Raw genomic sequence first — 24,886 nt, forward strand, 5'->3', positions numbered from 1 at the left:
CTGCAAATGGTTAGTAAATATAAGCATCGACAAACGAAATCGCCGCCTACCCAGTGGGGTAAGCGGCGAAGTGAGTACTTATTTACTGGTTGGCAGCTTCAAAGTCACGGAGTAAATCATTGCCACGTGCCACTGCGTCGTCAGCTGCTTCCTGGCCCGATTTGCCACCGGTCATCACGGCTTCCATCTCTTCGGAGATAATGTCGCGGATCTGTACAAAGTTACCAAACCGCAGGCCTTTCGAGTTCTCGGTCGGTTCGTTTAGCGTCATCTGCTTCAGCGAAATATCGGCACCTGGGTTCTCATCGTAGTAGCCCTGCTCTTTGCTTAAGTCCCACGCCGCTTGAGTGATGGGCAGATAACCTGTTTGCTGATGCCACTCGGCTTGTACCTCAGGCTGTGAGAGGTACTCAAAGAAGGCGGCAACGGCTTCATACTCGTCATCGGTGTGGCCTTGTAGTGCCCACAGGGTGGCACCGCCAATGATGGAGTTCTGTGGCGCACCATCTACGTCGTCATAGTAGGGCTGCATACCGAAACCGACTTCAAAGTCAGAGTTAGCAGCGACATCCGCACGGGAAGCAGAAGAACCGAAGAAAATCGCACAGTCCTGGGAGTAGAACAGCGGCTCTGAGTCAGGGCCAGAACCGGGGCCGCCCCACTTAAAGACCCCCTCTTCCTGCCAGTTATGGAGGTTGTCCCAATGGCGGGCGACCAGCTCATTGTTGAAATTGAACTCTGTTTCCATGCCGCCAAAGCCGTTTTCCAGCGTACCAAGCGGCACATTATGCCAAGCGGAGAAGTTTTCCAGCATTACCCAGCTAGGCCAGGAGGTGGTAAAGCCACAGCTGGCCGCCCCAGAATCGACGATTTGGCGCGAAAAATCGGCCACTTCAGACCAGGTTTGCGGCGCCTGCTCAGGGTCTAGACCCGCTTCCTCAAACATGTCGCGGTTGTAGTACATAATCGGCGTAGAAGAGTTGAACGGGAACGACAGCATGTTGCCGTTGGTGTCGGTGTAGTAACCGACTACCGCTGGCAGGAAGGCTTCGCGATCAAACGCGCGGCCATGCTCTTCCATTAACTCGTACACGGGGTAGATGGCACCTTTGGCGTTCATCATGGTGCCAGTGCCGACTTCGAATACCTGCAGAATATGCGGCTGCTCGCCCGCACGGAACGCCGCAATGGCGCCGGTCATCGTTTCGGTATAATTGCCACGATAGCTAGGTGTGACGCGGTAATCATCCTGTGAAGCGTTAAACTCCTCCGTCATTTCTTCAAGGATTTCACCAAGCTGGCCTCCCATGGCGTGCCACCAGGTCACTTCGGTCGCAGAATGGGCAGAAAGGCTAAACGTGGCAGTAGCCACACCTAGGGCAAGCGCGTGCAATGTGAAACGAGACATAACGGCTCCTTGTGGGTCGTTCGCAGTACGTTTATTAAGTTTTTGGGTGCACTGAACAGTAGAAAGTGTAGATGACGTTTTCATGAATGCACGATGAACTCGACGTGACAGTCAACGTTTCGCTGTCCGTCGGCCTGCTTAGTAGGCAAAGGAGAGAGGCGGTGATAGGGTGATATGAGGAGCCTAACTGACGAGAGCAGTATGACTGACGCGACCACCTTACTGGCGAAGCTAGTATCGTTCGATACCACTTCCAGTGAATCTAATTTGGCCCTAATTGAATTCGTTGAGCACTATCTAGCTGATTATGGTGTGGCTTCAGAGCGGGTGATGAGCCCGTGTGGCACCAAAGCCAACCTGATTGCCCGCGTAGGCCCTGACGCCCCAGGCGGAGTGATGCTTTCTGGGCATACCGACGTAGTGCCGGTGGCCGGTCAGCCATGGTCGAGTGATCCGTTTACCCTTCGTGATGGCGGCGATGGCCGCCTGTACGGGCGTGGTACCTGTGATATGAAAGGCTTTATTGCCTGTGCGTTAGCCATGGTGCCGACCTGGATCAATGCGTCGCTGAAGCAGCCTATCTATTTCGGATTTTCTTACGACGAAGAAATTGGCTGTGTGGGCGCGCCGAGTCTTATTAAACGCTTTTACGAGCACTACTCCACCACCGCCCACGTCATTGTTGGCGAACCTACCAGCATGCAGCCTGTGGTCGCGCAAAAAGGCGCAACGAATCTGCGCACTACCGTGATTGGCCAGGAGGCCCACAGTAGCCAAGTGAATCAAGGCACCTCAGCTATCCATGTTGCGGCAAGGCTCGTCACGTTCATTGAAGACACCATGGCGGCATTGGTAGAAGAGGGCCGCGTCGATGAGGCCTTTAATGTGCCTCATACCAGCCTGCACGTTGGCAAAATAAAAGGCGGCACGGCAATCAATATTATGGCGCGGGAGTGTCAGTTTGAGTGGGAAATTCGCCATCTGCCCACGGATACCTTCGATGAAATATACGCGCGCTTTGATGCCTATTGCGCCCAGCTAAGCGCTGAGCTGCAGGCTAAAGGCAAGCACGTTGAAATCACCACCGAGCCGCTAAACGTGACAGTGCCGGGCTTGGCCGACCGCGAAAACGACCAGGTGCTTCGTTTAGCCAAAGATCATCTGCCACACGCTTGCTGTAATCATGCGGTCGCTTATGCCACCGAGGCCGGGCAGTTCCAAGGCCAGGGCTTGCAGACAATCATTCTTGGCCCTGGCAGCATCGCCCAGGCGCATCAACCCGATGAGTATATTGAGACGGCGCAGTTGCATGAGTGTACGGCGTTTATGCAGCGATTAGGGCAGGCGCTAGAAACACCTCATTTGGGATGATGGTCGTTACTTATAATGGCGGCTGCGTAAGCTAGTTGTACACGTCAATGGGCGAACATTTCCGCGATCGCCTCCACAACGACCCGGACCCGAGCCGTGCGTGCTAAATCCTGGTGCAAGACAAGCCATGCCTCATAAGGCTTGGCCCGGCGGCGCTCAGGCCATACGCGTATCAGCTTGGGGTCACGCTGGGCCAAGTAGTCCGGTAATTCTCCCAAGGCCAGGCCTGCACGTACAAAGGTTGCCAACATCAGGCTGGAGTCCAGCTCGGCGACTACACGCCCCAGTCGCCTTGATTCGCCAGCCAACGTGTCATCCTGCCGCCCGGTTACTCCTCTTTGGTAGAGCGCAATATCGTGACCTGCGAAGCCTTCACCGGGTTGTGGCTCGCCATGCTGTTCCAGATAACGCTGGGTCGCGTATAAACCGACCTCCCAGCGGCCAAGTTGTCGCACGATCAACTCGGGTTGTTCCGGGCGTAGCGTACGCACGGCGACATCGGCTTCACGCCGCGCCAAGTCGAATAATCGCGTCGTGGTGCTCAAGATCACACGCACCTCGGGATGGCTGGTACGCAGGCGTTCAATTGCTGGCACCACGAAGTCCACAGCGAGTGCGTCAGTCGTGGTCACGCGCACTTCACCAGCGACTCGTTCGTCAGCTCCCTCGCCGCGTCGCTTGAAGGAGACGGCTAGCCGCTCCATCTCCTCGGCCGTGGTTAGCACTTGTTGACCGCTATCGGTCAGTACCAACCCGCCCGTGGCACGCAGGAATAGCCGACTACTCAGTGCTCGCTCCAGGCTAGTCAAGCGCCGACCTACGGTGGTTTGGTCAATGGATAGCTGCTGCGCTGCCCCTCGTAGCGTACCTGCGCGATACACCGCTAGGAAAATTTGCACATCATCCCAGTTCATGAATTTCTCCATGCTGCAAATATGCAGCCACTCACTGCATATTCATGCATTTTCACATGCAAAGCTGCCTCGTACCATGGCGCTTATTCCTTCTGAATTTAGATTCTTCTTAACCCATATCGCGCGCAGCAGGTTGGCTACTGCTGCAGGGAGTGGCCATGCCTCGTGTATCTTTCATCCTGACCGTCGCCATGCTCAGTGCCTTTGGCCTGATTGCCTCGGACGTGTATCTACCCGCGATGCCGAGCATGACCATTGAGTTCGGCGTTGCCGACTGGCAAATGCCGCAAACGGTCTCTATTTATCTGCTGGCGCTGGCGAGTGCGCAGTTGGTCTATGGGCCACTGTCGGACCGTTATGGTCGCAAGCCGTTGCTGCTTGCTGGTATTACGCTGTACATGGCTGGTTCGCTGGGCTGTGCGGCCTCTGATAGCTATGTCGGATTTCTGGCCTGGCGCATACTCGAAGCGGTTGGTGCGGCGTCGGGCCTAGTGATCGGTCGCGCTTTGATCGCCGACACTTGTGATAAGCGCACATCGGCCAAGGTTTACGCGATGGTCTACCCGCTAGTGTCGCTATCACCAGCGTTAGCGCCAGCCATCGGTGGGCACTTGGCCGCTACCTTCGGATGGCGAGCCGACTTCCTATGCGTGGCTGCTTTCGGCGCTATGGCGCTACTGATGGTGCTAACGCTGCTGCCAGAAACGCTCCCTGTCCCAGCTCGTACTCGGACCTCGCCCTTTACCGGATTTGGCCACGTTTTGCGTGACCGGACCTTCTGCCGCTATACGCTGGTCGTCTGTGCGATCTACAGTGCCTGGTTTGTCTACCTAACCCAATCGCCCTTTCTATTCGCGCGCCAAGGGTTGAGCGAGGAGCAGAGTGGCTGGCTGTACTTGCCACTGACGGCTGGCATCATCGGTGCCAATCTACTGGCTAAACGGCTGCTCGATCGCTGGCCCTATGATCGCATCGTCACAGCAGGCATCGTGTTTTTCGTACTTGGCGGTGTGGCATTTTTGGCCGTGGGCGCGTTGCAACTACAGGGCACAGCCAGTGTGATACTCCCGATGTGTTTAGTCAGCCTTGCTAATGGTTCCTCGCTATCGCTAGCGGTATCCGGAGCGGTTGCCAGTGAACACGGGCATGTGGCGACGGCATCGGGGCTGGTGGGGTTCTGCCAGATTGGTAGTGCTGCAGTGGTAGCGATGGGGGTGAGTGCTGTGTTCGGTACGGGAGTTGGTGTGCTTGGCGATGCGGTACTAGCGCTTGGGCTACTCGCGCTATTCACATGCTTGCCATGGTCTGGGTACCGGAAGAAAGTGGTGTAATAGCAGCCAAGGGGGGAAATAAAAAACACCCGCCAATATTAAATAGGCGGGTGTTTTCTTGAGACGCTTACGGACTGGCTATTAGTGCTGATGCTGCTCTTCGTAAAGCTCTGCTTTCGCATGGCGCATCACATCTTCGCAGGCCTGTTGGCGGGCAAGTTGGGTCAGCAGCCGCTGAGTCACCTCAAACCCTTTTCCCAAACAGGTATCAACTTCGTCTCGGCTAACGTGCGGAGAGACGTTGTAGTCGATTTTTACCGTACGGCCACCGCCTTCTAGTCGATCGGCGATTTGTCTAAGCCGCCAGGCGATTCGCTCTTTCCAGGTTGCTGATTCTACCGCGCCTTCGTTTACGCTAAACGTGCACTGCCACTCGGGTTTGTAAACCTTCATAGGAGAACCTCCACTGGGTTTGGAAAGAATGCTTGGTCGTGTGTCGTACTCCGTCTGTCTGATGATGTAGCTCTGGTACTATATCTAACTCTGTGCCAATACCGAAACAAAACGTATACCAAATCTATAAACCAAAGAATACAGAGCTTTCAATATGACGCTTTCAACGCCAGTCTCAACGTCAGCCAACTGCCCGTGCGGCAGTGGTGCTGCATTTACGGCGTGTTGCCAGCCTTATCACCAAGGTGCAACGGCATCTACGCCAGAAGCGCTAATGCGCTCACGTTACACGGCATTTGCGTTGAATAGCCGTGATTACCTACTCGCCACTTGGCACGCATCAACGCGGCCAGCACAGCTAGCGCCCGACCCAGACACCCAATGGAAAGCGCTCACGATTGTGGCGGCACCGCCAGCAAACGAGAGGCAGGGCACAGTCCATTTTTTAGCCTATTTCCGTGAACAAAACCGCTGGCATGTGCTGGAAGAAAACTCACGGTTTGTGTTTGAAGACGGGCGCTGGTGGTATGTGGATGGCGTGCCGACCATTGAGCGCCTCAAACCGCGGCGAAACGAGCGCTGTCTATGTGGTAGCGGTCGAAAAATAAAGAGTTGTTGCGGTGAGTAGTATCAATACCGATACCCAATGGTTCCTCTACTTACTTGAGTGCAAACGCGGCACCTATGTGGGGATTACCAATAACCTAGCGAAACGTTACCAAGCGCACTGCGACGGCAAAGGCGCCCGCTATACCCGAGCGAATCCACCGATAGCGCTGCTCGGCGCGCAACCGTTCGCAGATCGCGCCGAAGCCAGCCGCGCTGAATATGCGCTGAAGCGCCAAACGCCAAGCCGAAAACGTCAATGGGCCACTCAGTGGCCGATTAGCGATTTTTCCGGCTCGGCGTTGGATAGGTAACTTTCGCAGATGATCGAATGGCCGGTCTACCGAACCACCGTCACGGTACACGCTGCCTGGCGTACAACATTGAGGGCGGTGGAGCCCATAAAGTGGTCGGGAAAGCCGGGGCGGTTCGAGGAAATAATGATGCAGTCGACACCGTTGCGTTTGGCAAACTTGACCACCTGATGGGCAGCATTGCCTTCCACAACATGAATCTCGTAGTGCTCGCCGCCAATTTTCTGGCGAATACCGTCCTTGATGCGCTGAGCGGTGGTTTCGCGGTAATCACTCGGCAGTGATGGTGCGATATAAGGGGGAATACGCTCCATTACCGAAATGATCTGTATGGTGCTGTCTTTGTCTGCCAGCTTACGTGCCACTTCGATTTTTTGCAGGATATTGGAGTTATTGTCTGCCGCCGTTGTGATTAGAATATTCTTATACATGAGAGATGCCCTCAGGTTGATAGGCAGTGGTGCGAGGCGACAACTCGGTCGCCTCTAGCCACGTGTTGGTCTGGTAGGTGGCGATCTACTTCGCTAGCTCGGCTTGCGGCAGACTTTCGGTGTATGGCTGATTATAGGTGTTGACGTCGTTACGCTCGCCTTCACGCCAAATGCAGATATTGAACAGGCCGTACACAATGGCAATCACGGGAGTGATAATGGCGAGGAAAGTCCAGCCCATGTAATCCCACGCGGACACGCCGAGCACGCCCATGTAGTAAGCACCGCCTAGCCCCCAAGGAACTAGCGGCGAAGTAACCGTGGCCGAGTCCTCACAGGTGCGCGAACATACCGATGGCAGAATTTTGAGTTTGCGGTAGGCGGGTACGAACATGCGCCCCGGAATAATAATGGCAATATACTGGCTGGCCGAGAACAGGTTGGTGGCTAATGATGAGACAACGTGGGTAACGATTAGCCCGCGTGAATTACTGACCAGTTTGCCCATCTTTTCCAATAACACTTCGAGCATGCGAGTCTTCTCCAGCAGGCCACCCAGGCTAAGCCCGATAAAGCCCAGCGAGATCGTCCACATCATGCCTTGCAAACCACCACGACTTAATAGGCTATCAACGGCTTCAACACCGGTTTCCGATACATAGCCGTAGTTCATGTAATTCATCATGCTGCCCAGTCCGACGCCTTGAGTGGCGACAGCAAGTCCCGCCCCCAATAGGCTGCCAATGACCATGACTGCCAGGGCGTTGATGCGCCGATAGGCCAAAACGACCACTATTAATGGGGGCAGGAAGGCGAGCAGACCCACTGAGAAATTATCGCTAATGCCCGCTAGTAGTTCAGCGGTGCGGGAAATATCAGCCCCTTCGCCGTCAAACTGCATGCCGATAAAGAAGAACAGAATAATAGTAATGATCAGTGCAGGACCGGTGGTGTAGAACATCGAGCGGATGTGGTCGAACAGGTTGGCCTCGGCAACCCCAGCAGCGAGGTTGGTGGAGTCTGATACTGGTGAAATCTTGTCACCGAAGATAGCACCGGAAATAACTGCGCCCGCGGTCATCGCCGGAGAAATATCCAGACCGCTGCCGATGCCGATAAAGGCTACGCCGAAGGTGGCGGCGGTGGTCCATGAGCTGCCGGTGACCAGTGATGCAACGGCACACACGATGACGGCCGTGACCAGGAAATAGGAGGGGTTGATCAGTTGAAGGCCATAATAGATCAGCGAGGGAATCGTGCCGGAGGCAATCCAACTGGCGACTAACACACCGACCATCATTAAGATCAGCATCGGCAGCATGGCGATTTCGCAGCCGTACAATATGCCTTTCTGCACATCCTGCCAGCTGAAGCCGGAATACAGCGCGATGATGGCGCAGACCACAATGGCAAAGATCAGCGAGATATGGGTGACCCAGTCTTCACCAAGTAAAAAGATCTGCGCAAACATCATGAAGCATAAGAAGCCGATGCCTATGATGGCGCCCCAAAACGAGGGTCGTTTGTTTTCGTCGTTCGTTGTTGTTGACGTTGTCGTCGACATTATTATTCTCCTTATAAGGAGTTAGTGTTGTTTGCCGCTTGGTTAAACGGCATCTAGTGGCTTTAGCGTTCTAAAATGATGGCGATGCCTTGCCCACCGCCGATGCAGGCCGCCGCGCAGCCGTAGCGTTGCTGGCGGGAGTGAAGAAGTCGGCTAAGCGTGCCCGCGAGACGGATGCCGGTCGCGCCTAACGGGTGCCCCAGCGCCATGGCACCCCCCCAGATATTGACGCTCTCAGGGTCAATCGAAAGCTCACCCATGGCATGCAGCGGCACCGCGGCGAAGGCTTCGTTGATTTCCCATACGCCGATATCCTGCGGTGTCAGTTGGGCCTGTTTCAGCGCGCGACGAATGGCGGCGGCGGCACCGGCGCCCATCTCCTCTGGCTTGACGCCGCAGTCGGCGATGGCCACAACGCGTGCCAAGGGGCTAATGCCGTGCTGGCGCAGGGCAGATTCCGACATCAGTAGCGTGGCGGCGGCACCAGAGGTCAGCGGCGAGCTGTTGCCTGCGGTCACTACGCCGCCTTGCATAAATACCGGGTCCAGCCCCGCCAGGCGCTCAGCGCTGGTATCCGCGCGGATGTTGCTGTCCGCGCTGACCGGTTCGCCTGCCGCGTTGTTCAGGGTCAAACGCTCAGCGTCGAAGTGACCTGCTGCGTTGGCCTTGGCGGCACGCTGGTGGGAACTGAGGGCGAGTGCGTCCATCGCCTCACGCGAAATACCGGCAGACTTGGCCAGTCGTTCGGCGGTCAGCCCCATATTGAGCACCACGTCGAGCGTCAGCCAGTCGGCTTTTTGCAGCGCTTGAGGGCTGGTCAGCACGCCTTCCTTAAACAGTGCCGGGCCCATGGGCACGCGGGTCATGTTTTCCACGCCTCCGGCCATGCCAACCTCGACAGCACCGGCCTGAATTTCCCGTGCGGTGTTGCGCAGCGCGGCAAGTCCCGAGCCGCATTGCTGATCAATTTGGCGGGTAGCACATGCCTCTCCCAGGGGGCCGAAACGCTCGGCCAGCCACAGCGGGTAACGCCCTCCAAAGCTCCACTGCTCTTTTACTGGCAGGGCGCAGCCAATGCTCAGGTCTTCCACCGCCGCGCCGTCAACGCCGCTACGTGCTAATAAGCCATCAAGCACGCTGGCTAGCAGGGCATCGCTGCGGGTATCGGCCCAGGCATCGACCTCGGGTTTGCGGGGGTGCGCGCGGCTGAAGGCGCTGCGCGCATAGTCGGCGAGATACACGTCTCTCATGAGTGGGTCTCCTGGTTGTCTGCCATGCGCGCCCAACGATGGATGAACAGGGCATAGGTGGTGAGCACGTGGCGAATCGAGTCGATGTTGACGCACTCGTCTACACCGTGAATGCGCTGAGCAATCGGGCCGTAGCAGGTGCCGTTGATCTCGCCGGAAACGTGGAAGGCCCTCAGGTCAGTGGTGCAGGTGGACAGATAGTGGGCAGGTGGTTCGCCCAATAAGGCTTCGTGGCACTCCGAGAGGAGCCGGATACCTGGGGTATCGAGATCGACCACATGCCCTTCGGAGCGAAAGCCATGGAAGCTGATCTTGGGTGGAGGTGTCGCGTCGTCAAGCTCGGCGTGGCGGGTCATCAGGGTGTCGCTGACCCGCTGCATGGCCTCCTCTGGTGACATGCCGGGCGGGAAGCCAACACGCCCTTCCAGAATGGCGTGGGCGGGTACGCTGGAGGCCCAGTTGCCCGCATCTACACGGCCAACGCTAAGGTTGAACGGATGAGGATGGTCAGCGTAAAGCGCAGGCCGGGGTAAATCATTTATTTCGGCTTCCAGCGCTTTCAGAGCAGGTAGATAGTCCTGTAGGGCTTCAATCGCATTGCGCCCGGCGCTGGGGTCGAGCACATGGGCAGGCACGCCATCCAGGCGCATTCGAAACCAAAGCACTCCCACTTGGCCAGCGTAGATCTGAGCGCCGAAAGGTTCCGGGATCAGTACGAAATCGCCGCTAAAACCTTGATGCAGGCAGGCCAGCGCGCCGTTGCCGGTGCACTCTTCTTCAATTACGGTTTGTAGGGTGAGCGGAAAGTTGATCTCTACCCCCGCCCGACGCACGGCCTCAACCGCCATCACCATGGCGGCAATCCCTGCCTTCATATCACCCGCGCCACGGCCATACAGCCAGCCATCTTTTTGCCACGGCTCCCAGGGGGGGCGGGTCCACATATCGACAGGCTCGGCAGGTACCACATCAAGATGGCCGTTGAACACTAAATGTGGTCCTGGCGCGCCAGGGTTAAGGTCTGAAATGACGTTATAGCGGCCAGTGCTGGGCCATTCGGTGGGAGCACGATGGGGGTGCTCCTCAAAGCCGGGGGCGTCCAAGGGTACACGGGTCACTGGCAGGCCCAGGCGCTCAAGGTGACGCTCCATGGTGTCCAGCGCACTCTGTTCCTGGCCGAGTACGCTATAGCCCCGCACCAAGTCACTGGTCAGTTCCAGGGTGTCGTCCATCAAGGCATTGCAGCAGGCAATGATGCGTTGTTCGGTGGCGTCGAGCATCAGAATCTCCCTAAACGTGATTCATCAATCAGCAGGGGGGCGTCGGTAGCTTCGCGCAGCGCTTCAACGCTCAGCCCTTCGGCGATTTCCACTACCTCAAGCCCTTCTGGCGTCACATCCATCACGGCTTTCTCGGTGATAATGCGGGAAATACAGCGACTGGCGGTCAGGGGAAGTTGGCAGCGGGTGAGAATCTTGGGGTTGCCGTGCTTATCGTTGTGGGAGCACAGCACCACCAGCCGGGCGACTTTCTGGGCCAGCTCCATGGCACCGCCAATGCCAGGCGAGAATTTGCCAGGGATCTTCCAGTTGGCCAGGTTGCCTTCCTGATCCACCTCGAAGGCGCCCATAAAGGTAACGTCCACGCGACTACGGCGGATCATTGCAAAGGACGTGGCGCTATCGAACACGCTAGCCCCCGCGCGGGTGGTGATATACGCGCCGCCGGAGTCAATCATGTCGATATCGAGCGCTTCGCCTTCTTGGCGGGGGCGGCAGCCCAGCACGCCGTTTTCGGAATGCACCAGGACATTCATATCATCGGGCAGGTAGTGGAACAGCCGTGTTGGCAGCCCGATCCCCAGGTTGACGATCTGGCCGTCGATGACTTCACGGGCGGCGCGGGTCAACATACGCTGCTGATCAGAAAGCATGGGGGCGAACTCCTTGCTGGCTGGACGCGCGGTCGACCTGCACCACATGACTGACAAAGGCACAAGGCGTATGAATGGTGTCGATAGGCAGGTCGCCGGGTTGCTCGATACGGTAGGTTTGAGCAATCACCCGCTCGGCAGCCATGGCCATTAAGGGGTTGAAATTGCTGGCCGTGGCGCGATAGATCAGGTTGCCGTAACGGTCGGCTCGCTCAGCGTGAATTAGAGCAACATCAGCCTGTAAGGCAGGCTCAATCGCCCAGGTGCAACCTTCCACACTGATTTCTCGACGGCCTTCGGCAATTTCCGTACCGATGCCGATATCGGTAAGAAAGCCGCCGTGGCCAACGCCTGCACAGCGGATTTTTTCAGCCAACAGCCCCTGAGGATGAAAAATGACCTCCATCTCGCCAGAATTCATGGCGTCAATGGCCGTTCGGTTGAGGCCTAAGTGAGAGGTGATCAAGCGCTTTACACGGCCTGCCTCAATTAGCTTGCCGATACCGATACCAGGTTCATTGGCATCGTTTTTAATCAGTGTCAGGTTGCGTTGACCGCTGGCGAGCAGGGCGTCGAGCAACGCAAAGGGCGTGCCCGGCGAGCCAAAGCCGCCTACCATAATGGTCGCGCCATCAGGAATCTCGGCGATGGCCGCGTCAATATCACAGGCTTTGTGGTTCAGCAGCGTCATGGTGTTAAGCGCTCCCGGGAAGGTTGTGGGGGCAAATCAGCGGCGGTAAGCGCTTGATCAAAACGCGCCATGGCACGCGCTAAGCGTTCCAGCAGAGTGTCGACTTCCTCGGGCTGAATAGTCAGCGGCGGGCAGACCAGAAAATGATCACCGGCCACGCCATCCAGAGTGCGGCGAGGGTAGATCAATAGGCCTTCCTGTTTGGCCAATGCGGTGATTTGGGCGAAGCGGTTTTGCTCGGCAGGGAAAGGTTGGCGCGATTCGCCATCAGCGACCAGTTCGACGCCCCATAACAGGCCAGCACCGCGTACATGGCCGACCCAGTCGTAGCGCTCGGCAAGCCTGCGCAGCCCTGCTTCCAGCTGCGCGCCACGCTGGCGGGTATTTTCCAGCAAATCTTCGCGCACAATGGCCTCAAGCACGGCCAGGCCAGTAGCGCAGGCCAAAGGGTTGCCAGCATAGGTGTGGCCGTGTTGGAAGCCACCGCTGGCCATGACCGTTTCGACGATAGCGCTGCGGGCGAGCATCGCGCCAATGGGGTAGTAGCCCGCGCCCAGTCCCTTTGCGGTGACCAGGATGTCCGGCACCACATCGTAGTGCTGGCAGGCAAACCAAGTGCCAGTTCGGCCCACGCCGGTGAGTACTTCATCGGCAATCAGCAAGCAGCCGAATTCATCGCATAAGGCACGAATGCCTTGCAGGTAGCGTTTGCCTAATAGCCGTGCACCGGTGCTGGCACCGCCGATTGGCTCGATGACAAAACCAATCAGTGATTCAGGACCAGCGGCTTTCATGGCAGCGCGGGTCTCTGCCAGGATGCGGTCAACGTGAGTGTCATCATCACACTCCTGATGACGATAGAAATCCGGCCCCGGCACTTTGATGGACGCATGGGTCATGCTGGTGAAGGGCGCTTCCAGCGGCTGATAGCCGGTCATGCCCAGTGCCCCCATGGTGCTGCCATGATAAGACGGGCGCAGCGATACAAAGCGCTGGCGCTGAGGCTGACCAAGGGCGAAAAAGTATTGCCTTGCCAGCTTGAGGGCCGACTCCACTGCCTCGGAACCGCTGGAAATGAAAAACACCTTGCCGAGTTCACCCTCAAATAGCTCGACTAGCCGGTGGCCAAGCGCAACGGCGGGAGCGCTTTCAAACTGAGTGCGATAGGTGAAGGCCACCTTATCCATCTGGGCGAGCATGGCGTCACGAATATCCTGTCGGCCATGACCAAGGTTGCAGGAAATAGCCCCAGAGCAGCCATCCAGATAATCCTTGCCCTGGGTATCCCAGAGCATAACGCCATCAGCGTGGCTGACTTCCGGCAGGGCAGGACCTGCCTGGTAGAACAGCGGAGAGTCGGTCATCACGTTTTCCGTTTTTTATGGTGTGGTGAAAAATCTCACTTGCAGTCTAGGTAGGCTTGTTACTATATTTCAATATATGATCGTTTTTCGAATATCAATGAGTAAAAGTCATGCCTGAGGTCACCATTAACTCGTTGAAAGCATTAGCAACTTTCAAGACGCTGTATGAAGTAGGTAGCGCTTCAGGGACGGCACGCCTGCTTGGCATGACGCAATCGGGAGTGAGCCGTTCGCTGGCGCAGCTTGAAGGGAACCTGGGGATTCAGCTCTTTCTACGTGAAAAAAACCGCTTACTAGCAACGCCTGAGGCACGCGAGCTGTACGATGAGATTCTCAGGCTGATGGGCAATATCGAAGAGCTACGCCATAGTGTGTTGGCGCTTAAGGAGTTCGGCACATCACGCTTGAGAATTGCCGCTATTCCCGGGCTATGTTTTGGCTTTGTGCCCCAGGTAGTCGCTGCGTTACTGGCTGAAAACAGCCGGATAAGTATTAGTCTGGATATGATGTCGAGCCACGATGTACAAACGGCGGTGGAATCAAGCCATGCGGATATCGGCTTTATCACATTGCCAGCGACGTCTCCTCAGCTCTTAACAGAAACACTGCTGGTGACAGAAGCCGTGGCGCTGGTGCCTGACAAGCTTGAGCTAGCCACGCATGATGTTGTTGAAGTCAGTGATTTGCGTGGTCAACATTTAGTGATCAGCAACCAGCCAAGTGTTAGCACGAATCCACTGCTGGAGCTTGTCGCCGAGCACGGTGTTAAAATTTCAGGTAAAACGGAAGCTAATATCGGCACGATTAGCGCGTTGGTAGCTAATGAAGTCGGTGTCACGGTAATGAACCCGATTACTGCGAAAGATCAGCTGTCGCGCCACGACCATGTCAAGGTGCTGCCTTTTATGCCTGCGTTGTCGTTTGGTTTTGGCATTGTTTATCGCCCTGAATGGCATGAGTCTAAAGTGTTGGCGTCGCTTAAACACAAAGCGAAAGAGACGCTAATGAATTACTAACGTTTACAAATCATTTCGTTCGATTAGCAGGTATAGTACAGACATAGGTCGTTATGTCTTGGCTTAGGCTATGTCTGGGTGTGGCCAGGAATAACCCGAAGATGACAGTTGCACCACAATCGGGCAATCTAACGCCCTTTTTCGCCAGTGCTAATGGGCGGAGCTCATTAAATTTCAATCATCATTCAGCATGGAGAGCAGTGTGGCAGTTTACGGCGGTATTCAGGCGCATGAATTGGAACGTTGGTTAAATGCATTAACCAACGCAGCCTATGATCGACGCTGCCCACTTTCCAAAGTGCACGGCGGCAACGCCCGTGCTCGCACTGCTCGCCAGGACTTGTTACATCTCGCCCAGGCTTTCCGAAGCGGCGAACGAATTCGCGATGATGTGGCCGCGGGCTTAAGCCGCTGGTGTCAGCACTACCTAACAGAAGCGGAATGGTATGTGCTGGTGGGCGGCCGCAAACCCGTTGCCCAATCAAAGGCGTCATCCTCTGCTGCTGATGACGATGCGCTGGACGTACTTTATCAGCACCGGGTGGGTTAACCTGCTTCATCAAGCACTGTTACAATGGATAGATGAACAGTGCTCCTGTCGCATCAGCGACCGCCTCCTTAGATGACCCCTTCTACTATCTGACGAACTTTCGTTACGTGTTGGCCTGGGTGGAAGCCCGCCACTACGACCTATTAAGTGCTGCTGAGCGCGACGCTATTAGTCATTTTGAGACGTTACCCCAAGCCTCCCAGGCGCTATTGGTGCGCATGGTGATGCGTAAAGGGGAATTATTTCGTCTGGATAAACTGAGCTATGCGGAAATCGGTGACGCCGAGCAGGCCTTGGCTCCGTTGGTGGTGCTTGGATGGGTAGACAATGCCCCGCAATTAAGCAGCCGCGAGCTATTTCGCCTGTTGCGACTGAGTGAACTGCGCCAGGCATTGGCAGGCGAGATCAACAATGCAGGTCTAGCCCGCAACAGCACGAAAGCTGCGCTTCAAGCAGCTTTGGAAGCATCGCTAGAAGTGTCCGCCCCCCTTCAGCAGTGGTGGCCAACGGCGACGACGCAGATTGTGCGGCTAACGGTGATGGCGCTGTGTGATCGACTTCGGCTGATGTTTTTCGGCAATCTGCGCCAGGACTGGGCAGAGTTCGTGCTAACGGAGTTGGGCCTGCAGCGCTTTGAGCAGGTACCGCTTACCGCGGAGTCGCGCGCGTTCCAAAGCCGCAATGAAGTGACTACTTACTTAACGCTTCACCGCTTGCGTGAACGCTTGGACGACGGCGAGTTGCCGCAAGCGCTTTCCATAGAGGTGCCACCAGCTTCCAGCAACCGTTGGTTAGCTTCTCGGCGGGCGCGGTTGCTGCTTGCCATTGGCCGCGAGGCCGAGCGCGGCGGCGACGCAGAGTTAGCGTTAACACTTTACGCTGACGCCAATAACAGCGATGCGCGTATTCGCAGACTGCGCGTGTTAGAGCGTTTAGGCTGTTATTCAGATGCTTATGAACTCACGATCAGCGCGCTTGGCGCGCAGCCAAATGAAGGCGAAAGCCAAGCCCTTATGCGGCTGCTGCCGCGTTTAGCACGCAAATTACCCCAACAGGTTGATCATTCTGCTTGGGCTGATCAACAAGCGGCCCAGGCGCCTACCTATGTGCTTCATTTACCTGGCCCTCAGCCAGTCGAGCGTGCCGTTGCTGACTACATGGCGACCCCTAACGCGCCGGTGTATTACGTTGAAAATAGCCTGCTGACAGGGCTATTTGGCTTACTGCTCTGGCCGGCCATTTTTAAACCGCTGCCAGGCGCGTTTTTTCACCCGTTTCACAGCGGGCCAGCGGATTTATACCGCGAGGATTTTGTCTCTCAGCGTCAAGTCGATATCACTGCCTGCCTGGCCCTGCTGGACGATGGCCGCTATCAGGACACGATACTGCGCACCTGGCACGCCAAACAGGGCATCGCCTCGCCCTTTGTTCACTGGGGAATCGTCAGTGAAGAGCTGTTAACGCTTGCGCTTAAGTGCTTGCCGCCTGCCCATTTGCGTGCCTGTTTTATGCGGCTATTAGATGACCCTAAACATAACCGTGCAGGCCTACCTGACCTGATTCAGTTGATGCCGGATGCACCGCCCGGCGAACTACGCTACAAAATGATAGAAGTGAAAGGGCCTGGGGATCGTCTACAAGATAACCAACGCCGCTGGATTAGCTTCTTTTGCCGCCACGGCATGCCTGTTGAAGTATGTCATGTGCGCTGGCAGCCAGCATCTGAAGCACAAGGGTCTCAACCAGAAAGGTTTGAACGAGAAGAGTCTGAGCGAGAAGATGCCGAATGAGCCGTTACCGGGTAGCGGTGCGCACGCTATGTGATTTCACTGCACGGGAGGGCGATCTTGACCACCGCTTTACGCCAGCACCCAGCGCTCAGGAAGGTATCGAAGGGCATGGGTTAGTGGCTAGCCGCCGGGGCGATGATTACCTAGCCGAATTGCCGCTTTCCGGTGAGTATCAGGGGCTTCGCGTGGCGGGCCGCGCTGACGGCTTTGACCCCAGCGCTAACCGTTTGGAAGAGGTCAAAACCTATCGTGGCAATCTAGATCGCATGGCGGCTAATCAGCGTGCGTTGCACTGGGCGCAGGTGAAAGTATACGGCGCGCTGCTCTGTGCCGAGCGTGGCCTTGAGCGTGTCACGCTGGTGTTAGTGTATCTAGAGATTACCAGCGGTCAGGAAACGCTGCTTATCCACGAAGCTAGCGCCACTGAGCTGCAGGCGTTTTTTACCGATCACTGCCAACGCTTTTTGGCCTGGGCAGAGCAGGAGTCTGCCCATCGCCAACGCCGCGATGAGTGGCTGGCGACGCTGACGTTTCCCTGTCCTGATTTTCGCCCTGGGCAGCGCCCGTTGGCGGAAGATGTCTATAAAGCCGCCAGCACCGGGCGCTGCCTACTGGCCCAAGCCCCTACCGGCATTGGCAAAACCCTTGGCACGCTGTTTCCAATGCTGACTGCAATGCCCCGTCAGCAGTTGGATAGGGTGGCCTTTCTGACTATGAAAACCCCGGGCCGCCGTGTGGCACTGGATGAGCTGGCACGTCTTGCTACCTCCAATTCATCACCGCCTACTGCATCTACCCCTATTTCATCTTCCCTCTCATCGCCTGCACTCTCATCGCCGCTGCGCGTGTTGGAACTGGTGGCCAGACAAAAAGCCTGCGAGTACCCAGGCACCGCCTGCCAAGGCGATGCTTGCCCGTTAGCAGCAGGTTTTTATGACCGCTTGCCTGCCGCTCGCCAAGCCGCGGTGGCACGTCGCTGGCTAGATCGTGCCGGACTGCGTGAGGTGGCGCTTGCCCACAGTGTGTGCCCGTATTATCTAGGTCAGGAGCTAGCCCGCTGGACCGACGTAGTCGTGGGCGATGTGAATCACTGGTTTGATAGCCATGCGCTGCTGCATGGTTTGGCCCAAGCCAACGACTGGCGGGTAGGCCTGCTGGTAGATGAAGCGCACAACTTAGTTGAGCGATCGCGGGGCATGTACAGTGCCGAGCTTTCCCAGCAGCGCTTGAATCGTCTGCGTCGCCGCTCACCTCCCGCGCTTGCTAAACCGCTAGCCCGTGTTGGTAGGCAGTGGCAGGCGCTAACGAAGGCAGTGACCACCGATGCAGCGGCGTCACAGCGTTACCATTTGCTTGATGCGCTGCCCAACAAACTGGTGGCCGCGATGCAAACCTTGGCTGGCGCGATCACCGATTATTTGGTTGAGCACCCCGACGCTTCAAGCATTGAGCTTCAAGAGCTGCTGTTTGACGCATTGGCTTTCTGCCGTTTGGCGGAGCGGTTTGGTGACCACTCACTTTGCGACCTTACCAGTTATGGCCGAGGCGACGCAGTGCTAGGGCTGCGTAATGTTATTCCTGCGGATTTTCTGGCGGCACGCTTCAAGGTTGCCAGCAGCGCAGTGTTGTTTTCGGCCACGCTGACCCCGTTTCATTACTACCGCGATTTACTCGGGTTACCGGAAAACAGCGTGTGGCGGGAAGTGGCCTCACCGTTTGCCGCCCGCCAGCTGGAAGTGCGTATTCGTACCGATATTTCCACTCGCTATCATCACCGTGAGGCCTCTGTGGCGCCTATTGTGGAAGTCCTGGCCGACCAGTATCAGCGTCAACCTGGCCATTATTTGGCGTTTTTTAGTAGCTTTGCTTATCTGGAGCAGGTGATGGCGCAGTTTCAGCACGAACATCCTAGCGTGCCGATGTTTGCCCAAACCCGTGGAATGCAGGAAGCCGAGCGCGACGCCTTTCTGGCGCGCTTTACCCCGTGTGGTAAGGGCATCGGCTTTGCAGTGCTAGGCGGTGCTTTCGCCGAAGGGGTCGACTTTCCTGGCGAGCGCCTAATCGGCGCGTTTATTGCCACCTTAGGCCTGCCGCCGTTTAACGACTTTAACGAAGCGCTGAAAGCGCGCATGAACACCCGTTTCGGCCAGGGCGACGACTACACCTATCGGATACCCGGTATGATCAAAGTGGTGCAAGCCGCTGGAAGAGTGATTCGCAGCCCCGAGGATGAAGGGGTTGTGATATTAATGGACGACCGTTTTGCCCAGGCCAAGGTGCGCGCATTGCTGCCACGCTGGTGGGGGCTAGGCAACCACTCATCTTCTTAGAGGCCATGCACGCGCAATGACGGATTTACTTTGGTACCAGTACCTTCTCATCGGGCTTATTTTTGCTTGGAGCGGTTTTGTTCGCACCAGCCTTGGTTTTGGTGGAGCCGTGCTGGCGCTGCCTTTTCTGCTGCTGGTGGTAAACGAGCCGCTGGTCTTCCTACCAATTGTGGCCATTCATCTACTGATTTTTTCCAGTTGGATTGCCTGGAGCGGCCATCGTCAAGTGCAGAAAGCGGGCGTGGGAGGTACGTCGCCGGAAAGTAATATCGATTGGGGCTATTTAACCAAAGCCCTGAAAATCATGATCGTGCCTAAGTTGATCGGGGTGGTGGGCTTGTTAACGCTGCCCTCTCAGATCATGACCAACATTATTTTCGGCATTGTGATCATTTATGCCATTGGCTATGTGCTGAATAAGCCGTTTAGAAGTAACAACAAATACGTCGATATCGTGCTGCTTGCTCTCGGTGGCTATGTCAGTGGCACCTCGTTGATTGGCGCGCCGCTGATTGTCGCGGTATTCGCCACTCACGTCGCTAAAGAGCAGCTGCGCGATACCATGTTTGTGCTGTGGTTTATCCTGGTGATGATCAAGATGGCGTCGTTCATAATCGCCGGCGTCGACCTCCAGCTGATTCATCAACTATGGCTACTGCCCTGCGCATTTATCGGCCATTTGCTAGGCGAAAAAGCCCACCGCTATATGCTAAAAGCAGACACTGGGCTGTTCTTCCGCGTGCTGGGAGTCGTGCTGATTTTGGTCAGCGTGGTGGGGCTGATCCACCCGCCAGGGTAGGGGGAGTTCAGGGCATACATTATGCCCCGCTGATCAATATCGCTGAGCTGTGTATGATGTGCCGCATTACTTACGAATTGCACCTACCTAGATGTGGAGATCCACCGTGAACACGGAGAGTCATTCTCAGCTTGCCGCTTTTATATGGTCGGTCGCTGATCTTTTGCGCGGTGATTTCAAGCAGTCCCAGTATGGTCGTATCATTCTGCCGTTCACGCTGCTGCGTCGCTTGGAGAGTGTTCTTGAGCCTACCAAGGCCAGGGTGCTAGAAGCTGCCGAGGATCATCAAAATAAGCCTGAAGCCGTACGTGAAAAGCTGTTGCTGCGCGCCGCCAATCAGCCGTTTTTCAACGCCTCACCGCTGAGCCTGAGTAGCCTTTCCGATACCCAAACCAGCGACGACCTGATGAGCTATGTGCAATCGTTTAGCCAGAGCGCCCGAGAGATCTTCGAGCACTTCGAGTTCGAGAGCTTTGTTCAGCAGCTCAGCGCCAATGACCTACTCTATAAAGTTGTGCGGCAATTTGCGGCGATTGACCTAAGCCCTGCACGGGTGACCAACCACGGTATGGGCGGTATCTTTGAAGAGCTTATTCGCAAGTTTGCCGAAAGCTCCAATGAAACCGCAGGGGAGCACTTCACACCCCGAGATATCGTCCATCTGACCACCTCACTGGTGTTAACCGGGCAAGAAGCCAAGCTTAGGCCCAATAGCATCGTTACCGTCTATGACCCAACCGCAGGCACCGGTGGCTTTCTTTCTGAAAGCGACGACTACATTCAGCAGGTCAGTCAGAACGTGACGGTCTCGCTGCACGGCCAGGAGCTCAATCCTGAGTCTTACGCCATCTGTAAAGGCGATATGCTGGTTAAGGGGCAGGAAGTCGAGCAAATCAAGCTGGGCAACACGCTCTCTGACGACCAACTGGCGGGCGAGCGCTTTGACTACATGCTCTCTAACCCACCGTTTGGCGTGGAATGGAAAAAGGTGCAGAAGCAAGTCACCGATGAGCACAAGCAGCGTGGCTACGATGGCCGCTTTGGCCCTGGCCTACCGCGTGTGTCGGATGGCTCGCTGCTGTTTTTGATGCACCTTGTGGCCAAGATGCGCAACCGCCAAGACGGTGGCTCGCGCATCGGCATCATCCTTAACGGCTCACCGCTGTTTACCGGCGGTGCGGGCAGTGGGGAATCCGAAATTCGCCGTTACCTGCTACAACATGACATGGTGGAAGCCATCGTTGGCCTGCCCACCGATATGTTCTATAACACCGGCATTGCCACCTATATATGGGTGCTTTCCAACAACAAGCCCGCTGAGCGCAAAGGCAAAGTACAGCTGATTAACGCCACTAGCCGGGCCAGCAAGATGCGCAAGTCGCTGGGCAGCAAGCGCCAATACATTACCGACCGCGATATTGACGATATCGTGCGGCTTTACGGTGCCTTTGAAGAGAACGACGAGAGTAAAATTTTCCCGATGGAAACCTTTGGCTATCGGCGCATCACCGTCGAGCGCCCGTTGCGTCTAAACTTTGCAGCTAGCTCCGAGCGTCTAGCCAAGCTGGACGACGAAAAAGCCATTCAGAAACTAGATGAGGGAGAACAAACTGCCCTCAAAGCTGCCTGCGAGCAATTAGGTGAGCAGCGCTACACCAATCGCAAAGCGTTTACCAAAGTGCTGAATGCGGCGCTCAAAGCTGAAGGCTTAAAAGTTGGCGCGCCAGTACAGAAGGCCATCCTCAACGCGCTTTCTGAGCGAGACCCGGACGCCGATATCTGCCTGGACAAACACGGCAACCCCGAGCCAGACACCAGTCTGCGCGATAATGAAAACGTGCCCTATAACGAATCGGTGTTTGATTACTTCGAACGTGAGGTAAAACCCCACGTACCGGATGCCTGGATCGACGACAACAAGCGTGATGAGCTGGATGGCCGCATCGGTATTATCGGTTTCGAGATTCCTTTCAACCGCCATTTCTACCAGTTCACGCCCCCGCGCCCGCTGGAAGAGATCGACGCCGACCTCAAAGCCTGCACCGATAAGATCAAGCAGATGATCGAGGGGCTGTCGGCATGAGCAAGGCACTCATTAGCAATTCTCAAATAGCCAACCAAGCAGGGTTTTTCTTGCTGGCGCCGGTCAGCGTGCCTATAATGGATACCAACAACACCCCCCAAGCCTATCCTGCAGCGCGCTGCGGTGATGCTCAAACCGGGGGGTTACTATTTTGGGGCTGTCAACATGCGCTATGACAAGCCTCCCATCCCCGTTGACCAGCAAGTTTCCCTGCTCCGCGAGCGAGGCATGCAAGTGCCTGACATGGCGCGTGCCGAGCACTACCTCTCGCATATTGGTTACTACCGCCTAAGTGCTTACTGGCTGCCCTTTGAGGAGCCTGCCGCCCATGCTGATAATGGGCGCACTCATCGTTTTGTGGCCAATGTGTCGTTTGATGATGTACTCAATCGTTATATCTTCGACCGCGAGTTACGGCTGCTTTGTCTTGAAGCGCTAGAGCGCATTGAAGTCTCCCTTCGCTCGCTATGGGTAAACGCCTTCGCGCTTCAAAAAGGCCCATATGCGTACCTGGAAGCTCAGTACTTTCACTGCCCTTACAAGCACGCCAAACAGGTTGCGAGAGCCGCGAGTGAGCTAAAAGACAACGAAGAAGCCTTTGTAAAGCACTATCGAAGTAAATATCGCGGCGCAGGATTACCCCCGATATGGATCATGGCGGAAACGCTAACGTTTGGCGCGTTATCGCAGTGGTTTGAATCCACCACTGTCACGGAGGTCAAGAAAGATGTTATTCATCAACTTGATCTGCCTACCATCGAAATTGCCCATAGCGTTTTTCATAACCTAAGCCAGCTACGCAATGTGTGTGCCCACCATGCGCGCTTATGGAACCGACGTTTCGCCAAAAAATATCCTCATATCCGCAAAATGCCGACCCTGTTGCATCCTGAAACGCCCGCTGAACAGGCGCGCCATATCTATAACCACTTTGTGATGCTGCGCCACCTGATGCTGGTGATTAACCCCGGCACCTCATGGCCGCAGCGTTTGTATAGCCTGCTCGATAAACAGCCCAACGCCACCCACGCCGCAATGCATCTTCCCGAGCTATGGCGGGACACATTGTCACCCGAAAAAGCGAAGGAAAGCCGCAAATGAGCAAGGAGCTATCAGCATGAGCTATCCCGCTTATCCTGAATACAAAGATTCCGGCGTTGAGTGGTTGGGGGAAGTGCCAGCGCATTGGGATGTATTTTCCATCAAACGCGACCTAGAGTTTCTCACAAGTGGATCCCGGGGGTGGGCATCACATTATTCAGATGATGGCGCAGCATTCATCCGTATTGGGAATTTGACCCGAAACCACATCTACCTTGATATGACTGACCTGCAGCGTGTCAATGTCCCCGACGGTTCAGAAGGCGAGCGCACCAAGGTCCAAGAGGGTGATGTGCTGTTTTCTATCACCGCTTACCTAGGCTCAGTTGCCGTCGTGCCAAGCGTGATAGAGACAGCATATGTCAGCCAACATGTAGCCCTAGCGCGACTCTTCAAGAAAAGGATTCTGCCAAGCTGGGTTGCCTATGTGACATTGTCGGATGTTGGAAAGAACTACCTATCGTCCCAAGGTTATGGTGGGACAAAAATTCAGCTTTCTCTTGAGGACGTAGCTGACCTCTTAATAACAGTGCCACCTCTTGATGAGCAAGCCAAGATATCCACCTTCCTCGGTCACGAAACCGCCCGCATCGATGCCTTGGTGGAGCAGCAGCAGCGCCTGATCAAGCTGCTCAAGGAAAAGCGTCAGGCGGTGATTTTCCATGCTGTCACTAAAGGGCTCGACCCCGATGCGCCGATGAAAGACTCCGGTGTGGAGTGGTTGGGTGAAGTGCCAGAGCATTGGGTTGTCACACGTGCCAAAATGATCTCAGATATTTTTATTCCACAACGAAATAAGCCAGAGTTAAATGACTCTGGAGATGGATGTTTTTGGGTCACCATGGAGGAGATGAAATTTGAAAAAATTACTGGAGCGCAGCGATGTGTCTCAGCTACAGAAATTACTAAGGCAGGATCGCGCGTTCTAAAGGCAGGTGCCGTTGTCGCAAGTTGTGTAGGCAATTTTGGCATAGCTTCACTATTGCTTGTTGATGCAGTGATCAACCAGCAGCTCCAAGCATATATCCCAAGAGGCATTTCAGCCGCTTACCTAAGGGACGTTATTATATGCTCAAAACCATATTTTGATTTAGTAGGTAAATCAGCAACATTGGTATACGTAAATCAGGAAGGTTTCGCAAATTTGCCTGTCCCGCTCCCGTCAAAAGATGAGCAGCGAGAGATAGAAACATATATTACAAAAAGAAAAATTAATTTTGATATCGCTATATCAAGAGCTTTTAAACTCACATCCCTGCTTCAAGAACGCCGCTCTGCCCTAATCTCCGCCGCTGTAACCGGCAAGATCGATGTGCGTGGCTGGCAGCCGCCATTGGAGTTATCGGAAAGCAGGGAGACAGCCGATGAAGTTTGAGACCTTCCAAGTTGGACGCTGGGTTCTGTAGCCATATTGTTTCAAGCTATTTGACGTTGTTCCGTTCATAAAGGCAGGCGTTCTGAGGATGTAAAGATAAGGGTGGCATCTTGATATACAGAGTGCATGTGTAAAGTTAGTGACTAAAACCTTACATATAGAATGTGTATGTAAAGTAGTCAGCCCGTATTCTTCACGGGTAAGCTCGGTTATCACCTCTGACAAGACCAGGGCTGTGCCTCCACGGTAAGCTGCTTCGGTTTTTGAGGCGT

Annotated in this window: 23 protein-coding genes; 13 read left to right on the forward strand and 10 right to left on the reverse strand. The window is 55.5% G+C overall.

The genetic code is table 11. The features are described from left to right. Positions 1-82 precede the first annotated feature (82 nt). Entirely contained in the window at positions 83-1,408 is a 1,326-nt protein-coding gene (ugpB, locus tag K7H08_RS12850) for a sn-glycerol-3-phosphate ABC transporter substrate-binding protein UgpB (protein WP_231658178.1), read from the reverse strand. Positions 1,409-1,609: 201 nt separating this feature from the next. On the opposite strand from ugpB, the gene argE reads away from it, so the two are divergent. Beyond that, positions 1,610-2,779, forward strand: coding sequence for an acetylornithine deacetylase (argE, locus tag K7H08_RS12855; protein ID WP_231658180.1), 1,170 nt, complete (start codon positions 1,610-1,612; stop codon positions 2,777-2,779). A 44-nt stretch (positions 2,780-2,823) separates the two neighbouring features. On the opposite strand, the gene K7H08_RS12860 is transcribed toward argE, so the two are convergent. Beyond that, positions 2,824-3,693, reverse strand: a complete 870-nt coding sequence (locus tag K7H08_RS12860) for a LysR family transcriptional regulator (RefSeq protein WP_231658181.1) — start codon at positions 3,691-3,693, stop codon at positions 2,824-2,826. 158 nt (positions 3,694-3,851) lie between these two features. On the opposite strand from K7H08_RS12860, the gene K7H08_RS12865 reads away from it, so the two are divergent. Then, entirely contained in the window at positions 3,852-5,024 is a 1,173-nt protein-coding gene (locus tag K7H08_RS12865) for a multidrug effflux MFS transporter (RefSeq protein ID WP_231658183.1), read from the forward strand. Between the two features lie 81 nt (positions 5,025-5,105). Here the strand turns inward: K7H08_RS12865 and K7H08_RS12870 are convergent, their stop codons facing one another. After that, on the reverse strand, positions 5,106-5,417 hold the full coding sequence (locus K7H08_RS12870; protein WP_030074158.1) for a hypothetical protein: 312 nt from the start codon (positions 5,415-5,417) through the stop codon (positions 5,106-5,108). Between the two features lie 154 nt (positions 5,418-5,571). On the opposite strand from K7H08_RS12870, the gene K7H08_RS12875 reads away from it, so the two are divergent. Next, positions 5,572-6,045: a YchJ family protein gene (locus K7H08_RS12875; RefSeq protein WP_038480525.1), complete on the forward strand. Its 474-nt coding sequence runs from the start codon at positions 5,572-5,574 to the stop codon at positions 6,043-6,045. Next, positions 6,038-6,337 carry a GIY-YIG nuclease family protein gene (locus K7H08_RS12880; RefSeq protein ID WP_038480528.1) on the forward strand — a complete coding sequence of 100 codons (300 nt, stop codon included), beginning with the start codon at positions 6,038-6,040 and terminating at the stop codon, positions 6,335-6,337. Before K7H08_RS12875 ends, K7H08_RS12880 begins: the two co-directional genes overlap by 8 nt. 26 nt (positions 6,338-6,363) lie before the next feature. Here K7H08_RS12880 and K7H08_RS12885 read toward each other — a convergent pair whose 3' ends face one another. The 7 genes from K7H08_RS12885 to K7H08_RS12915 all read right to left on the reverse strand — a co-directional run bounded on the left by K7H08_RS12885 (position 6,364) and on the right by K7H08_RS12915 (position 13,570). Then, on the reverse strand, positions 6,364-6,768 hold the full coding sequence (locus K7H08_RS12885; RefSeq protein WP_038480531.1) for a universal stress protein: 405 nt from the start codon (positions 6,766-6,768) through the stop codon (positions 6,364-6,366). 85 nt (positions 6,769-6,853) lie between these two features. Further along, positions 6,854-8,332 carry a Na+/H+ antiporter NhaC gene (gene nhaC, locus K7H08_RS12890; protein WP_051626408.1) on the reverse strand — a complete coding sequence of 493 codons (1,479 nt, stop codon included), beginning with the start codon at positions 8,330-8,332 and terminating at the stop codon, positions 6,854-6,856. Between the two features lie 62 nt (positions 8,333-8,394). After that, the gene (locus K7H08_RS12895; RefSeq protein ID WP_231658186.1) at positions 8,395-9,582 is read right to left on the reverse strand and encodes an acetyl-CoA C-acyltransferase; all 1,188 of its coding nucleotides are present in this window, start codon (positions 9,580-9,582) and stop codon (positions 8,395-8,397) included. Continuing rightward, on the reverse strand, positions 9,579-10,862 hold the full coding sequence (locus K7H08_RS12900; protein WP_038480539.1) for an ArgE/DapE family deacylase: 1,284 nt from the start codon (positions 10,860-10,862) through the stop codon (positions 9,579-9,581). Before K7H08_RS12900 ends, K7H08_RS12895 begins: the two co-directional genes overlap by 4 nt. Then, positions 10,862-11,515, reverse strand: a complete 654-nt coding sequence (locus tag K7H08_RS12905) for a 3-oxoacid CoA-transferase subunit B (protein ID WP_231658188.1) — start codon at positions 11,513-11,515, stop codon at positions 10,862-10,864. The genes K7H08_RS12900 and K7H08_RS12905 overlap by 1 nt, the downstream gene beginning before the upstream one ends. Then, complete coding sequence (locus K7H08_RS12910) at positions 11,505-12,206, reverse strand: CoA transferase subunit A (RefSeq protein ID WP_231658189.1); 702 nt, start codon at positions 12,204-12,206, stop codon at positions 11,505-11,507. The genes K7H08_RS12905 and K7H08_RS12910 overlap by 11 nt, the downstream gene beginning before the upstream one ends. Next, entirely contained in the window at positions 12,203-13,570 is a 1,368-nt protein-coding gene (locus tag K7H08_RS12915) for an aminotransferase family protein (protein WP_231658191.1), read from the reverse strand. Before K7H08_RS12915 ends, K7H08_RS12910 begins: the two co-directional genes overlap by 4 nt. Before the next feature lie 110 nt (positions 13,571-13,680). Here K7H08_RS12915 and K7H08_RS12920 point away from each other — a divergent pair, with 110 nt between their 5' ends. From K7H08_RS12920 to K7H08_RS12960, 9 genes are all read left to right on the forward strand, one after another. Then, entirely contained in the window at positions 13,681-14,586 is a 906-nt protein-coding gene (locus K7H08_RS12920) for a LysR family transcriptional regulator (RefSeq protein WP_095604404.1), read from the forward strand. A gap of 202 nt (positions 14,587-14,788) precedes the next feature. After that, positions 14,789-15,136, forward strand: coding sequence for a hypothetical protein (locus K7H08_RS12925; RefSeq protein ID WP_038480555.1), 348 nt, complete (start codon positions 14,789-14,791; stop codon positions 15,134-15,136). 32 nt (positions 15,137-15,168) lie between these two features. Beyond that, positions 15,169-16,926: a VRR-NUC domain-containing protein gene (locus K7H08_RS12930; RefSeq protein ID WP_231658192.1), complete on the forward strand. Its 1,758-nt coding sequence runs from the start codon at positions 15,169-15,171 to the stop codon at positions 16,924-16,926. Continuing rightward, on the forward strand, positions 16,923-19,256 hold the full coding sequence (locus K7H08_RS12935) for an ATP-dependent DNA helicase (RefSeq protein ID WP_231658194.1): 2,334 nt from the start codon (positions 16,923-16,925) through the stop codon (positions 19,254-19,256). The genes K7H08_RS12930 and K7H08_RS12935 overlap by 4 nt, the downstream gene beginning before the upstream one ends. Before the next feature lie 16 nt (positions 19,257-19,272). Further along, on the forward strand, positions 19,273-20,055 hold the full coding sequence (locus K7H08_RS12940; protein ID WP_231658195.1) for a TSUP family transporter: 783 nt from the start codon (positions 19,273-19,275) through the stop codon (positions 20,053-20,055). Between the two features lie 106 nt (positions 20,056-20,161). Continuing rightward, the gene (locus K7H08_RS12945) at positions 20,162-22,138 is read left to right on the forward strand and encodes a type I restriction-modification system subunit M (protein ID WP_231658196.1); all 1,977 of its coding nucleotides are present in this window, start codon (positions 20,162-20,164) and stop codon (positions 22,136-22,138) included. Continuing rightward, a complete protein-coding gene (locus K7H08_RS12950) occupies positions 22,135-22,314 on the forward strand; it encodes a hypothetical protein (protein ID WP_193085891.1) in 180 nt (59 codons plus the stop codon). The genes K7H08_RS12945 and K7H08_RS12950 overlap by 4 nt, the downstream gene beginning before the upstream one ends. Next, positions 22,304-23,239: an Abi family protein gene (locus K7H08_RS12955; RefSeq protein WP_231658198.1), complete on the forward strand. Its 936-nt coding sequence runs from the start codon at positions 22,304-22,306 to the stop codon at positions 23,237-23,239. Before K7H08_RS12950 ends, K7H08_RS12955 begins: the two co-directional genes overlap by 11 nt. 16 nt (positions 23,240-23,255) lie before the next feature. Beyond that, complete coding sequence (locus K7H08_RS12960) at positions 23,256-24,614, forward strand: restriction endonuclease subunit S (RefSeq protein WP_231658200.1); 1,359 nt, start codon at positions 23,256-23,258, stop codon at positions 24,612-24,614. Positions 24,615-24,886: the final 272 nt, after the last annotated feature.

It is taken from the genome of Halomonas sp. IOP_6 (assembly GCF_021151565.1).
Taxonomy (GTDB): Bacteria; Pseudomonadota; Gammaproteobacteria; order Pseudomonadales; family Halomonadaceae; genus Vreelandella; species Vreelandella alkaliphila.